The organism is Mycobacterium sp. NGS17 (assembly GCF_059813205.1).
In genome coordinates this window covers 71,587-83,925 of sequence record NZ_JCALED010000010.1, presented here as the reverse complement: position 1 = coordinate 83,925, position 12,339 = coordinate 71,587, and the positions used below count along the sequence as shown (strand labels likewise).

At 67.3% G+C, this 12,339-nt stretch carries 10 protein-coding genes; 7 read left to right on the top strand and 3 right to left on the bottom strand.

Translation table 11 applies throughout. The annotated features are described in order from the left end of the window. The first annotated feature begins 34 nt into the window (after window positions 1–34). Complete coding sequence (metE, locus tag AC5Y7E_RS20480; protein ID WP_499950552.1) at window positions 35–2,305, top strand: 5-methyltetrahydropteroyltriglutamate--homocysteine S-methyltransferase; 2,271 nt, start codon at window positions 35–37, stop codon at window positions 2,303–2,305. Between the two features lie 36 nt (window positions 2,306–2,341). On the opposite strand, the gene AC5Y7E_RS20475 is transcribed toward metE, so the two are convergent. Beyond that, the gene (locus tag AC5Y7E_RS20475) at window positions 2,342–4,075 is read right to left on the bottom strand and encodes a DUF3556 domain-containing protein (RefSeq protein WP_499950551.1); all 1,734 of its coding nucleotides are present in this window, start codon (window positions 4,073–4,075) and stop codon (window positions 2,342–2,344) included. Window positions 4,076–4,376: 301 nt separating this feature from the next. Between AC5Y7E_RS20475 and AC5Y7E_RS20470 the strand changes: the two genes are divergently transcribed. From AC5Y7E_RS20470 to AC5Y7E_RS20460, 3 genes are all read left to right on the top strand, one after another. Continuing rightward, entirely contained in the window at window positions 4,377–5,741 is a 1,365-nt protein-coding gene (locus AC5Y7E_RS20470) for a flavin monoamine oxidase family protein (RefSeq protein WP_499918308.1), read from the top strand. A gap of 79 nt (window positions 5,742–5,820) precedes the next feature. Next, a complete protein-coding gene (locus AC5Y7E_RS20465; RefSeq protein WP_499950550.1) occupies window positions 5,821–7,182 on the top strand; it encodes an HNH endonuclease signature motif containing protein in 1,362 nt (453 codons plus the stop codon). Between the two features lie 138 nt (window positions 7,183–7,320). Then, the gene (locus AC5Y7E_RS20460; RefSeq protein ID WP_499918310.1) at window positions 7,321–7,551 is read left to right on the top strand and encodes a hypothetical protein; all 231 of its coding nucleotides are present in this window, start codon (window positions 7,321–7,323) and stop codon (window positions 7,549–7,551) included. 37 nt (window positions 7,552–7,588) lie between these two features. Here AC5Y7E_RS20460 and AC5Y7E_RS20455 read toward each other — a convergent pair whose 3' ends face one another. After that, window positions 7,589–8,098, bottom strand: a complete 510-nt coding sequence (locus AC5Y7E_RS20455) for a DoxX family protein (RefSeq protein WP_499918311.1) — start codon at window positions 8,096–8,098, stop codon at window positions 7,589–7,591. A gap of 68 nt (window positions 8,099–8,166) precedes the next feature. Between AC5Y7E_RS20455 and AC5Y7E_RS20450 the strand changes: the two genes are divergently transcribed. The 3 genes from AC5Y7E_RS20450 (at window position 8,167) to AC5Y7E_RS20440 (ending at window position 11,094) form a co-directional block, all read left to right on the top strand. Then, window positions 8,167–8,781, top strand: a complete 615-nt coding sequence (locus tag AC5Y7E_RS20450; RefSeq protein ID WP_499950549.1) for an NADPH-dependent F420 reductase — start codon at window positions 8,167–8,169, stop codon at window positions 8,779–8,781. A 64-nt stretch (window positions 8,782–8,845) separates the two neighbouring features. Beyond that, window positions 8,846–10,483, top strand: coding sequence for a pyruvate, phosphate dikinase (locus tag AC5Y7E_RS20445; protein WP_499950548.1), 1,638 nt, complete (start codon window positions 8,846–8,848; stop codon window positions 10,481–10,483). Then, window positions 10,480–11,094 carry a MarR family transcriptional regulator gene (locus tag AC5Y7E_RS20440; RefSeq protein WP_499950547.1) on the top strand — a complete coding sequence of 205 codons (615 nt, stop codon included), beginning with the start codon at window positions 10,480–10,482 and terminating at the stop codon, window positions 11,092–11,094. The genes AC5Y7E_RS20445 and AC5Y7E_RS20440 overlap by 4 nt, the downstream gene beginning before the upstream one ends. Here the strand turns inward: AC5Y7E_RS20440 and AC5Y7E_RS20435 are convergent, their stop codons facing one another. Next, window positions 11,095–12,321, bottom strand: coding sequence for a WS/DGAT domain-containing protein (locus tag AC5Y7E_RS20435; RefSeq protein WP_499950546.1), 1,227 nt, complete (start codon window positions 12,319–12,321; stop codon window positions 11,095–11,097). Window positions 12,322–12,339 lie beyond the last annotated feature (18 nt).

Sequence of the window (12,339 nt, the reverse complement as noted above, 5' to 3'; positions counted from 1 at the left end):
CGGTGGCCACCATGCCGATTGAAGGACGAATATCGTGACCCCTCAAGCATTTACCGCAACGATCGTCGGCTCACCACGCATCGGTCCGAAGCGCGAACTCAAACGCGCCACCGAGGGCTACTGGGCCGGACGCACCAGCCGGGCCGACCTGGAGAAGGTCGCAGCCGCCCTGCGGCGCGATACCTGGAAGGGCTTGGCCGACGCCGGCCTGGACTCGGTCCCGGTGAACACCTTCTCCTACTACGACCAGGTGCTCGACACCGCGGTCATGCTGGGTGCGTTGCCCGACCGCGCCGCGCAGGTTCCCGACGACCTGGACCGCTACTTCGCCGCGGCGCGCGGCAACAAAGACGTCGCACCGCTGGAGATGACCAAGTGGTTCGACACCAACTACCACTACATCGTTCCCGAGATCGAGCCCGCGACGTCATTCGCCCTGAACGCGGACAAGGTGCTCTCGGAGCTGAAAGAGGCTGTCGAGCAAGGAATTCCGGCCCGCCCGGTGGTCATCGGGCCAATCACCTTCCTGCTGCTGAGCAAGGCCGTCAACGGTGGCGGCGCGCCGATCGAGCGCCTGCAGGAATTGGTGCCGGTCTACTCCGAGCTGCTGTCACTGCTGGCCGACAGCGGCGCGCAGTGGGTGCAGATCGACGAGCCGGCGCTGGTGACCGACATCTCCCCCGACGCACCGGCGCTGGCCGAAGCGGTCTACAACGCGCTGGGCAAGGTGAGCAACCGACCCGCGATCTATGTCGCCACCTACTTCGGTGACCCCGGCGACTCGCTGGGCGCGCTGGCCCGTACGCCCGTCGAGGCGATCGGCGTCGACTTGGTCTACGGCGCCGACACCGCGATTGCGGCGGTGCCAGAACTGGCCACCAAGACCGTGGTGGCCGGTGTCGTGGACGGGCGCAACATCTGGCGCACCGATCTCGAAGCGGCACTGGACAAGCTGGCAACCGTGCAGCGTTCGGCGGCCACCGTCGCGGTCTCGACGTCGTGTTCGACATTGCACGTGCCGTACTCGCTGGAGCCCGAGACCGGCCTGGACGACGCGCTGCGCAGCTGGCTGGCGTTCGGCCGGGAGAAGGTCGTCGAGGTGGTGACGCTCGCTCGCGCACTGAACGAGGGGCGCGATGCGGTCGCCGACGCGATCGCGGCGTCCAACGCCGCGGTGGCGTCCCGCAAGAGCGACCCCCGCCTGCACAACGACCGCATCCGGACCCGCATCGACTCCATCGTCGCGTCGGGTACGCACCGGGGCGACGCCGCCCAGCGCCGCGCCAGCCAGGAGGCGCGGCTGCACCTGCCGCCGCTGCCGACCACCACCATCGGGTCTTTCCCGCAGACCGTCGAGATCCGCAAGGCGCGTGCCGCGTTGGTCGCCGGCGAGATCGACGAGGCCGAGTACCAGAGGCGGATGAAGCAGGAGATCGCCGACGTGATCAAGCTGCAGGAGAGCCTCGGGATCGACGTGCTGGTGCACGGCGAGCCGGAGCGCAATGACATGGTGCAGTACTTCGCCGAGCAACTGGACGGATTCTTCGCCACGAAGAACGGCTGGGTGCAGTCCTACGGCAGCCGCTGCGTGCGCCCGCCGGTGCTCTTCGGAGACGTGATCCGCCAGCACCCGATGACGGTGCAGTGGGCGAAGTACGCGCAGTCGCTGACCGACAAGCCGGTCAAGGGCATGCTGACCGGGCCCGTCACGATTCTGGCGTGGTCGTTCGTCCGGGACGATCAGCCGCTGGCCGACACCGCCAACCAGGTGGCGCTGGCGATCCGCGACGAGACCGTGGACCTGCAGGATGCCGGCATCGCGGTCATCCAGGTCGACGAGCCCGCGCTGCGCGAGCTGCTACCGTTGCGCCGCGCCGATCAGGAGGACTACTTGCGTTGGGCCGTAGGGTCTTTCCGGCTGGCCACCTCCGGCGTCGCGGACTCCACCCAGATCCACACCCACCTGTGCTATTCGGAATTCGGTGAGGTGATCGGAGCCATCGCCGATCTGGACGCCGACGTGACGTCCATCGAGGCGGCGCGTTCGCACATGGAGGTGCTGGACGACCTGAACTCCATCGGTTTCTCCAACAGCGTGGGACCGGGCGTCTACGACATCCACTCGCCGCGGGTGCCGAGCACGGGCGAGATGGCCGAGTCGCTGCGCGCGGCGCTGCGGGCCGTTCCCGCCGAGCGGCTGTGGGTCAATCCCGATTGCGGGTTGAAGACCCGCAATTCCGACGAGGTGAGCGCGTCGCTGAGGAACATGGTTGCCGCCGCCCAGGAGGTGCGGGCCGAGGCATAGCGATTGTCACGCCAGCGTGGCGCTCCCCGCCCAGCGTCACGCTGGCGTGGCCCTAACCACCTCGACGGGCACGTCGTCGGCCCAAGGTTGGCGGACGACCATGTCGGCTACCCGGACGACGCCGCGCTCGAATTCGCCGGTCGCCGCGTCGACCAACCGGTACGCCTGCGTCTGCTTGTGAATGGGTTGCGCGTCAAGCAAGACCACTCGCACCTCGCCCGGCTCGAAGTGGCAGCGTTCCTGCAGGGCGGCGATCAGTTGCTCGTTGTGCATGTGGCCGTCGCCGAAGTTCCAGCCGATCGCGGTGCTGCAGATCCGCTCGCCGTCGGTGATGACGTAGTCGTCCTCGTTCTGGTCCGCCATGGCGCGGTGTGCCAGCGTGAACAGCGCGCGGCCGTGAGTGTTGAAGCCGCGGAACGCATATCCCATGTAGATCGGTATCTGGGCCGCCTCGGGGCTGCCGTAGAACCGCTCCAGCTGGGCCTGGGGCATGCTGGCGATCGCCACGATGCCCCGGCTGATCTTGTCACTGGCCGACGGCTTGATGCACCACAGCGTGGTGTCCCAATTGCCGGCGTAGTAACGCATTCCCGGGAGGAATGAGACCTTACGCGGAAACATGTTGCCCAACACGACGATTCCCGCGATGACGACGAACAGGACCGCCACCACCACCGGGTGTCTCAGGTCGTGCAGCCCGATGTGGGTGTGCGCGACGAACAACGACAACACACCGAAGATCATGAAGACGTTCCACTCCAGCGGCACCCCCATCGGGATCGACACCAGGATCCCCAGGTGAAAACAGACCATCACGATGGCGGCGATCGTGACGGGCCAGCCGCCGTGACAGAAGAACAGCGGTAGCGGCACCAACATCTCGATGGCGGTGCTCAGGTGTGCGATCCAGCGCGACAGCCGTCCCGGCCGCAGGTCATCCGGGAAGCTTTCGAAGAAGCGTCGTTTCAGCCAGCGGGGCCGCACCAACGGGTTGTTGGACATCATGGTGGAGATGACGAACGGAAAGTGTTTGTTGAGCTTGGATGTCGCGGCACCCATCCAGATCACCAGGAACACCACTTTGGAGCCGACGATCATGTCGGGCGCGGCGAACACGAACGTCACCGCCATGGTCGCGTAGACCTCGCCACGCGCGGCCAAAAAGATCACCTTGTCGCGCAGCCCGGCCACCGCCAGAAGCACGAGGATCAAAACGATCTTCCAGGCGGGCAGCAGCCCGATCGTGGTGCCCAGTTCGGGTATCGGTCCCGTGCCGTCGGCGAACAGCGCCGCAAGCGTCACCAGAAGGAAGAGGCCGTACAGCGCGACGTCGACCGGTTTGCGCTTCGTGCCCTTGGTGAGTGGCACTCGATCGGGCCACGGTGGCAGCCGGATGGTGCCGAAGCGCATCCAGTACAGAATCGAGCCCATCGGCGGGAAGAACCGGTTGTTCAAAGGGCCGAAGCCGCAACCCAGCCCGATCACCTCGAAGAGCATCGTGTACAGCACGACTTTTTCGAAGACGATCGGCTCCGACCACCACGACGCGACGCGCGTGAACCCGCCAAGACCGTTGGTGGCCGACGCGAACAGCCACGCACCGAGGATGTAGAGCAGGATCTTGACGACATAGAACAGATGCAGCACCACCGGTGTACCGAAGCCCACCTCGGCCCAGTGCTTGGCCATCGGCCGGATCTTCTCGCTGCGGGTGCCCTTGTTCCATTCGGCCATGTCGAGCTGCGGCAGCTCCGGCTTCAGAAATCCCATGGTTTCACAGACTAGAACGTGTTCTAGGGGGGCGTACCGCAACCTCGGACAAGAAATCGTTGCGTGCGGCTTTCGCGCCGGCACCGTTGACGGCGGGTCGGCGTGCGGTTACCGAACTGGCCGCGCGCGTGCCCTCTGAGCCTGCTTGTGCGCCAGATCATTTCAGGCGCTCGCCGGGCATGCGCTGGCAAGAGCCGCGTCGTCGGGCACCGAAAGCCCGCGAAGATCTGCCTAACCGGCCTCCGCGGGCACCAGGTCGGTGTAGTTTGCTGCTGGGGTGGACGAGGTCGAGGAGCCAGCCGTGTCTGAGGTCGATTTCTGCGTGGTCGGAGCGGGATTCGCTGGGTTGACCGCCGCGTTGCGGCTCAACCAGGCGGGGCACTCGGTGGCCTTGCTGGAGGCGCGCGATCGGGTCGGTGGCCGCACCTTCACCGAGACCCGGGCCGACGGCACGTGGATCGATCGCGGCGGTGCCTGGATCGGGCCGGGCCAGGACCGAATCCATGCGCTCATGAACGAGTTCGGCGTGCCGGAGTACAAGCAGCACAACGACGGCGACGCCATGATGATCGTCGGCGGCAAGAGACACCGCTATGGCGGCACCATCCCCTGGACGGTGAGCCCGTGGGCCGTCGCCAACCTCGGGTTCGGTTTGGCCGCCATCGACAGGATGTGCAAAGAGATCCCGCGCGAAGCCCCTTGGGACGCAAAGAAGGCCCACGAGTGGGACCGCATCAGCATTGGGGAATGGATCCACAAGAAGTCCATGTCCAAGGACGCCGCCGAGATGTTGGACATGGCCTTCGCCGGCCTCTACACCTCGGCGGCATCGGAGACGTCGTTGCTGTGGGGGCTGCTGCAGACGGCCTCCGCGGGCGGACTCACGTTCGCGATCTCGGGCAAGGGTGGTTCCCAGGATGCCCGCCCGGTCGGGGGGATGGGCGCGCTGCACCGCCCGATCGTGGCCGAACTGGGTGAGGCGCTGCACCTTTCGCAGCCCGTCCGGCAGATCAGCCAGGACGTCGACGGTGTGACAATCGACGCTGCCGACCTGACCGTGCGTGCGCGCCGGGTGATTGTCGCGATCCCGCTGGCGATCGCCACATCGATCGTCTACGAACCGATGCTGCCCGTGGATCGGGAGTTCCTGCATCGGCGCATGCCAAGCGGCGCGGTCGTCAAAATCTCGATCGTGTACGACGACCCCTTCTGGCGCACCGACGGACTGTCCGGCCAATCCGCGGCGCCGAACTCCCCCGCCACCCTGACCATCGACGCCTGCACCGACACCGCGGACCCGGGAATCATGTGCGTCATCACCGAGGGACGCGCCGCACGGCGGCTGACGGAACTCGATGAGGCCGAGCGCAAAGCGGTGATCATCGACGAATTGGTCGACCGATTCGGCAGCAAAGCCGAAGCCGCACGGGAATTCCACGAACAGAACTGGACTACCGACCGCTATTCCGGTGGTGGAATGATCGGCCACGCGCCTCCCGGCGTGCTGACCGAATTCGGCTACACCCTGCGCGAGCCCTGTGGCCGCATCCACTGGGCCGGCACCGAAAGTTCGGCCGTCATGTGCGGGTGGATCGACGGCGCGATTCGCTCCGGCGAGCGGGCCGCGGCCGAGGTGGCCGCAGCCGAGGTCGCGGCCGTCGCGTAGCCCAAATCACTTGTGTCACTTTTGTTTCAGTAGTTTCAACGAGGGTCGTTTTGTCGGCGCACCGACGTATTGTTCGAACATGGGTTCGACTACGCGGGAGCGGATCTGGGAGGCCGTCGGGACGCTGCGCGCGGCGGTGTCTTTGTTGCAGGGGCATTCGTATGACGGGCTGACCAATCCGGAGCGTTTAGCGCTGTTAGAGATATTTGAATGCGAGACTCGCAAACTCCAAACGCCCAGCCACCAATTGATCAATCAGGTAGCCGAGCAATCGGATCCGGCCGAGTTGGGCGGCAAATTGTCCTGGGCGTTGGCCGATCGGCTGCACATCACCCGGGCCGAGGCCGCACGGCGCATCGCCGAGGCGGCGGATCTGGGCCCGCGCCGGGCGCTTTCGGGTGAGCCGTTGGCGCCGGTATTGCCCGCGACCGCGGCCGCCCAGCGCGACGGGGCGATCGGGGCCGACCACGTGTCGGTGATCCGGCGGTTCTTCCACCAGTTGCCCGAGTCCGTCGACCTCGAGACCTGTGTGCACGCCGAGAAACACCTGGCGGTTAAGGCCGCCGAGTTCCGGCCCGACCAGTTCGCCAAACTGGCCCGGCGCCTGATGGATTGCCTCCATCCCGACGGCACCTACACCGACGAGGACCGGGCGCGCGTGCGCGGGCTGGTGCTCGGCAATCAGCAGACCGACGGGATGTCGCGCCTGAGCGGGTGGCTGACGCCGGAGGCGCGCGCCAGCTGGGAAGCGGTGCTGGCCAAGCTGGCCGCCCCCGGCATGTGCAACCCCGACGACGACACACCCGTCGTGGACGGCACCCCCTCAGAAGAAGCGATTCACCGCGATACTCGCAGCACCGGGCAGCGCAACCACGACGGCCTCAACGCCGCCCTACGCGCCGTCCTCGCCAGCGGAAACCTCGGTCAGCACAACGGCTTACCGGCGTCCATCATCGTCACCACCACACTGGCCGAGCTCGAAACGACCACCGGCAAAGGCCTCACCGGCGGGGGCGCCCTACTACCGATGTCCGACGTCATCCGCCTGGCCCGCCACGCACATCACTACCTGGCGATCTTCGACAAGGGCAAGCCGCTGGCGCTGTACCACACCAGACGCCTCGCCTCGCCGGGACAGCGCATCGTCCTGTACGCCAAGAACCGCGGGTGCACCGCCCCGGGCTGCGACGTCGCCGGCTACTACTGCGAGATCCACCACGTCGAAGATTGGGCCAGCACCTACCGCACCGACACCGACCAACTCGCGATGGCCTGCGGGCCCCACCACCGGCTGCTCGAGAAAGGCTGGACCACCCGACAACGCGCCAACGGCGACACCGAATGGATCCCACCCACACACCTCGACCGCGGCCAACCCCGGGTCAACACCTTCCACCACCCCGAAAAGCTATTGGCGGACGAGGACGACGATGACCCGTAACTAGCCGGCCTGCTTGCGCCACTTTTAACGGTCTGCGCGGGTCGAAGCCGGTGCAATTCATCAAGAAAACATTCCAAATGAGTTGCGAAGAAAAAAGAATCGGCGACTCAGAGATTAATATCCCTAAAGTCTAGGGCCATGAATGCCGAAGTCATCGTCTACGCATTCGTGTGTGAGATCGCCTTCGCCGCCATGGCTGCCGGGGCCCTCTTGGCACTTGCGGCGCTGCTCAAGGTCATACCGCGAGGGGTGCATGACAGTCCTGGCCGTCTGGACGAGAAACGGGAATCCGTGATGGCGAAGCATCCGGACCGGGCCGAAGCCTCGGACATTTCATCGTTCGCCGAAATCAGCTCTTACGAGAGATGAATTCCGTTGGGTCGGGCGAGGGCGACGACGACGCTCACTAACCGGCCTGCTTGGCCGGAGGGCGGTAAAAGATCAGCAGCTGGCCGATGGCGCCGGCCAAGCCGAGCACCAGCGAGATCGCGAGCCCGTGCCAGCCGTCCATCCAGTTCTTGCCGAAGACCAGGTGATCCAGGCTGAACTTGCCCGCGCCCAGCGTGGCCACGACCACGGCGCTGGCCGCCAGCACCAGGTTGTATTCCCAGCCCTCCTTGACGATGAAGAAGCCGTTGGCGCGGTGCACCGTCCAGGCCGCGACCAGCATCAGCGACACGAAGCCCGCCGCTGGGATCGGCGTCAGAAACCCGGCGGCCAGGCCGAGGCCGGCGGCCATTTCCGTGGTCGCCGCAACGGTGGCGTGGAACTTGCCGGGCTTCATGCCGATGCTCTCGAACCAGCGCGCGGTGCCCGGGATGCGGCCACCGCCGAAGAACTTGTTGTAGCCATGCGCGGCCAACGTCACGCCCAACACCAACCGCAGGATCAGTAACCCGACGTCGTAGGGAGTCATAGGTGCAAACTTAGATCATTGCCCCTTCGCATTCGCGAGCAACGTTCACCGAGGGAATCGAGCCCGATATGAAGATCGCGATCATCGGGGCCGGCAACGTCGGCAGCACGTTGGGTACCGCCTGGCGCAATCGCGGCCACCAGGTCAGCTTCGGCGTCCGCCGCCCCGACGACCCGAAATACGCGTTGCTCGACGGCGTCGAGACCAACGAGTCCGCCGCGGCCGGCGCCGATGTCATCGTCTTGTGCACGCCCTGGCAGGGCACGCGGGCGGCGGTGCAGGGTTGTGGTGACCTGACCGGCAAGATCCTCATCGATTGCACCAATCCGCTGACCCTCGACTTCTCGGCGCTGGAGGTCGGACATACCACCTCGGGCGGGGAAGAGGTCGCGAAGTGGGCGCCCGGCGCCCGGGTCTGCAAGGCGATGAACCAGATCGGCGCCCCGATGATGGACGGTCCGCAATTGCCAGGCACACCGGTGATGTTTGTCTGCGGTGACGACGAGGAAGCGAAGTCGGTGACCGCCGGGTTGGTCGCCGAGCTTGGTTTCGAGACCGTCGACGCCGGGGACCTGACGGCGGCGCGGCTGCTCGAGCCCTACGGGCTGCTCTGGATCCACCTCGCACTACGTCGCGGGTTCGGTACGAACTTTGCCTTCGGACTGCTGCGCGGACAGTCCTGACATACTCGTCGAGGCCTGATGGGACGGCCCCATCGATACGGATCGCAGGACGAGGGGGTGCGCCGTGACTCGTAGCGCGCGAGGCGGCGGCCCCTTGCATGGCATCCCCGAGGGGACTTCCGTGGTGTTGCTGGACGGCACATCGAGCCATCCGCGGCAGCTGCTGGGCAACAAGGGCCACGGCATCGAGGCGATGCGCCGGCACAACCTGCCGGTTCCGCCCGCGTTCTGCATCACCACCGCGGTGGGCCTGCGGTACCTCGCCGATCCCGCGGCGACCATGGACGCCATCTGGGACGACGTGCTCGACCGGATGCGCTGGCTACAGGCACAGACCTCGCGCACGTTCGGGCAAGGCCCGCGCCCCCTATTGGTCAGTGTGCGCTCGGGAGCCACCCAATCCATGCCGGGCATGATGGACACCATCCTGGACCTCGGCATCGACGACGCCGTCGAACAGGCGCTCGCGGCCGCCGGTAGCCCGGCGTTCGCGCACGACACCCGTCGGCGGTTCTTGAAAATGTATCGGCGCATCGTGGGCGCCGCAGAACACGAGTCGGTGCCGTCGGATCCGTACGCGCAGTTGCGCGCCGGCATCGAGGCGGTGTTCGCCTCGTGGAATTCTCCGCGGGCGGTCGCCTATCGCGCCCACTACGGAATCGACGATCAACACGGTACCGGCGTGATAGTGCAGGCGATGGTGTTCGGCAACCGCGGTCCCAATTCGGGTGCCGGAGCGTTCTTTTCACGCAATCCGATCACCGGCGACAACGAGCCGTTCGGCGAGTGGCTGCCCGGCGGTCAGGGCGACGACGTGGTGTCCGGCTCGGTCGACGTCGAACCGATCGTTGCGTTGCGCGACGAACAGCCGGCCGTCTACGCCGAACTGGCCGATGCCGCCCGCGCCTTGGAGCGGATGGACTCCGACATACAGGAGATCGAGTTCACCGTCGAGGACGGCACGCTGTGGCTGCTGCAGACGCGGGCGGCGGAGCTCTCGGCGCAGGCGGCGGTGCGCACGGCGCTGCAGTTGCGACGCGAGGGACTCATCGACGATGTGGAGACGTTGCGGCGGGTGACACCGGCGCACGTCCAGGCCTTGCTGCAACCCTCGCTGCAGCCCGAAATACGTTTGGCGGCACCGCTTTTAGCAAAAGGCCTGCCCGCCTGCCCGGGGGTGGCCTCGGGCAAGGCGTACACCGATGTCGATGAGGCGCTGGACGCCGTCGACCGCGGTGAGCGGGTGATCCTGGTGCGCGACCACACGCGGCCCGAAGACGTCTCGGGCATGCTGGCCGCGCAGGGCATCGTCACCGAGGTCGGCGGCGCCTCCAGCCATGCGGCGGTGGTCAGTCGCGAACTGGGCCGGGTGGCGGTGGTGGGCTGCGGCCAGGGAGTCGCCGCGGCGCTGACCGGTAAGGACATCACCGTCGACGGCGCCGAAGGCGAAGTGCGCGAAGGCAATCTGCGCCTGTCGGCCTGGTCCGAAGACGATACGCCGGAACTACGCGAGCTGGCCGACATCGCACGGCGGATCAGCCCGCTGCGCGCGCACTCCGCGGGCGAGCACCTGCGATTGGACGACAACTCCGAGGCCTCGGTGCGCGCCATGCTGGACAGCGGGCGTGCCGACGTGGTTTCGGCGACGCCCTTGATCGTGATGCTGACCGCGCTGCGCCTGACGCCGGGGCCCGTGTCGTGACCGAACTATCTGTGCTGCAGGCGGTTCGGTTCAAGGGCCGGGTGACTCCTGCCGACCTGGCCGCGACGCTGGGCGCCGACCTTGACGACGTCGCCCCTGTCATCGAGCGGTTGACCGCGGCGGAACTGCTGACCGAAGGCGCGACGTTGCGGATCACCGGTAGCGGCTACGACCGGCTCGCGGCGTTGCTCGCCGAGGAGCGCGCGGACATCGATCGGGTCGCGATCGCCGCCGCCTACGACGACTTTCGCGTCGTCAACACCGATTTCAAACGCCTCGTCACCGATTGGCAGCTCAAGGGCGGACCGGACGGCGTTCCCAACGCCCACGACGACGCCGACTACGACGCCGCCGTGCTGGCCCGCCTTGACGACGTGCACGCCCGCACGATGCCGATCATCGCGGCTGCCGCCGCACAACTGCCGCGGCTGAGCACCTATGCGACGAAACTGGCTGCGGCACTGGACAAAGTGAGGGCGGGCGAGACGACGTGGCTGACGCGGCCGTTGATCGACTCCTACCACACGGTGTGGTTCGAGCTGCACGAAGAGCTGATCGTCGCGACCGGTCGGACTCGCGAAGAAGCGGCCCGATCCGGCGACGCCCACTAGCTACAGCGCCGCGCCGAGCAGCGCCACGTAGGCATCGATATCGGGCACGGCCGACGCGGAGGCGTGCACGCTGATCGCGATGGTGTTGCCGATGCCGTGCACGCCGTGCGTGAGTCCCATCATCGGCGACAGCGCCGGGTACCCCGACGTCAGCACCACCGGGGCACCGCCGAAGCTCAGATCGGCCGCCCCCCGGTTGACGCTGGACACCACGGTGTTGCCGGACACCTGCGTCGCGCGCTCCTGCACATCGAATTGCCCGATGCCCCAACGCAGCAGCCCGGCCGGCACCGCCGCGAACGCGCGATCGGCGGCCCGGGTGGCCGGGTGCTGGAAGCGGCGCCGGCCGTTGGCCAGGTCGGCCGCGATCCGCTCGGCGCGCGCCTCCGGTCCGAGCGTGGGGTACAGCCCCACCACGACATTGCCGAAGTGGTTGTAGGCCGGCGGATTACCGGGCTTGGCCATCGGCACCTCGGCCCCCAGCGAATCGCATTGCCCACCAAGCAAAGTGGACAGCGCCCGCGACACCGCGCTGAGCACGCCGACGGTGACGGTGGGGCCGGGCAGCTGCGAACGCTGTCGCACCAACGTGCGTATCGCCCGGGCGCCGTCGGGTCGCGCATTCGTCGGCAGCACCGGACGCGACCCGGCGCCGGCGACCAACAGGCCCGCGCGGATGTCGCGCTCGAGCCGGCGATGGGTGCGAGCCGCCTGGGCGGCACGCCAGGGCAGAAAGCCCGGCCGCGGGCTCGGCACCGCGGGAACGGCCTCGGGGCGGCCGAACAGCCACGCCGCCATCGCCGCGGAGCGGGCGCCGTCGGCCAGCGCGTGCGCGACCTGCAGCACCGCGACGGTTCCCGGCCCGCTGGTACCCGGAACGCCCCAAACCGGGGTGAAGACGTGCAGCCGCCAGGCCATCCGGCGAACATCCAGCTGGTCGTCGGCCAGGCCGCAGACAGCCGCCAGGACGCCGTCCCAGCCGGGCTCGGCGAGATCGTGGCGCACCACCTGCTCGGGCGTCACGCCCATCGCTATCCACTGCGGGTAGCGCACGGGGCCCCGGTCCCGCACCCGCATCGTCAGCGCCGGTTCGGCGTTGGCGCGCAAGCAGACGTGCTTCACGGCACGCGCGTAATCGGCTGGCTCACCGTCGAATCCATAGAGCAGGAACTCATCGCTGGGAATCTTGGCCGACATCCAGTAGAACTGCGCATCGACGGCAGCCATCCGGTGCCCGGCCCGAGC

Excerpts from the sequence above, each read along its gene's own strand:
- AC5Y7E_RS20460 (WP_499918310.1), top strand. The coding sequence starts at position 7,321 with ATGAATGCCGAAGTCATCGTCTACGCATTCGTGTGTGAGATCGCCTTC.
- AC5Y7E_RS20450 (WP_499950549.1), top strand. The coding sequence starts at position 8,167 with ATGAAGATCGCGATCATCGGGGCCGGCAACGTCGGCAGCACGTTGGGT.
- AC5Y7E_RS20475 (WP_499950551.1), bottom strand. The coding sequence starts at position 4,075 with ATGGGATTTCTGAAGCCGGAGCTGCCGCAGCTCGACATGGCCGAATGG.
- AC5Y7E_RS20435 (WP_499950546.1), bottom strand. The coding sequence starts at position 12,321 with ATGGCTGCCGTCGATGCGCAGTTCTACTGGATGTCGGCCAAGATTCCC.
- AC5Y7E_RS20465 (WP_499950550.1), top strand. The coding sequence starts at position 5,821 with ATGGGTTCGACTACGCGGGAGCGGATCTGGGAGGCCGTCGGGACGCTG.
- AC5Y7E_RS20455 (WP_499918311.1), bottom strand. The coding sequence starts at position 8,098 with ATGACTCCCTACGACGTCGGGTTACTGATCCTGCGGTTGGTGTTGGGC.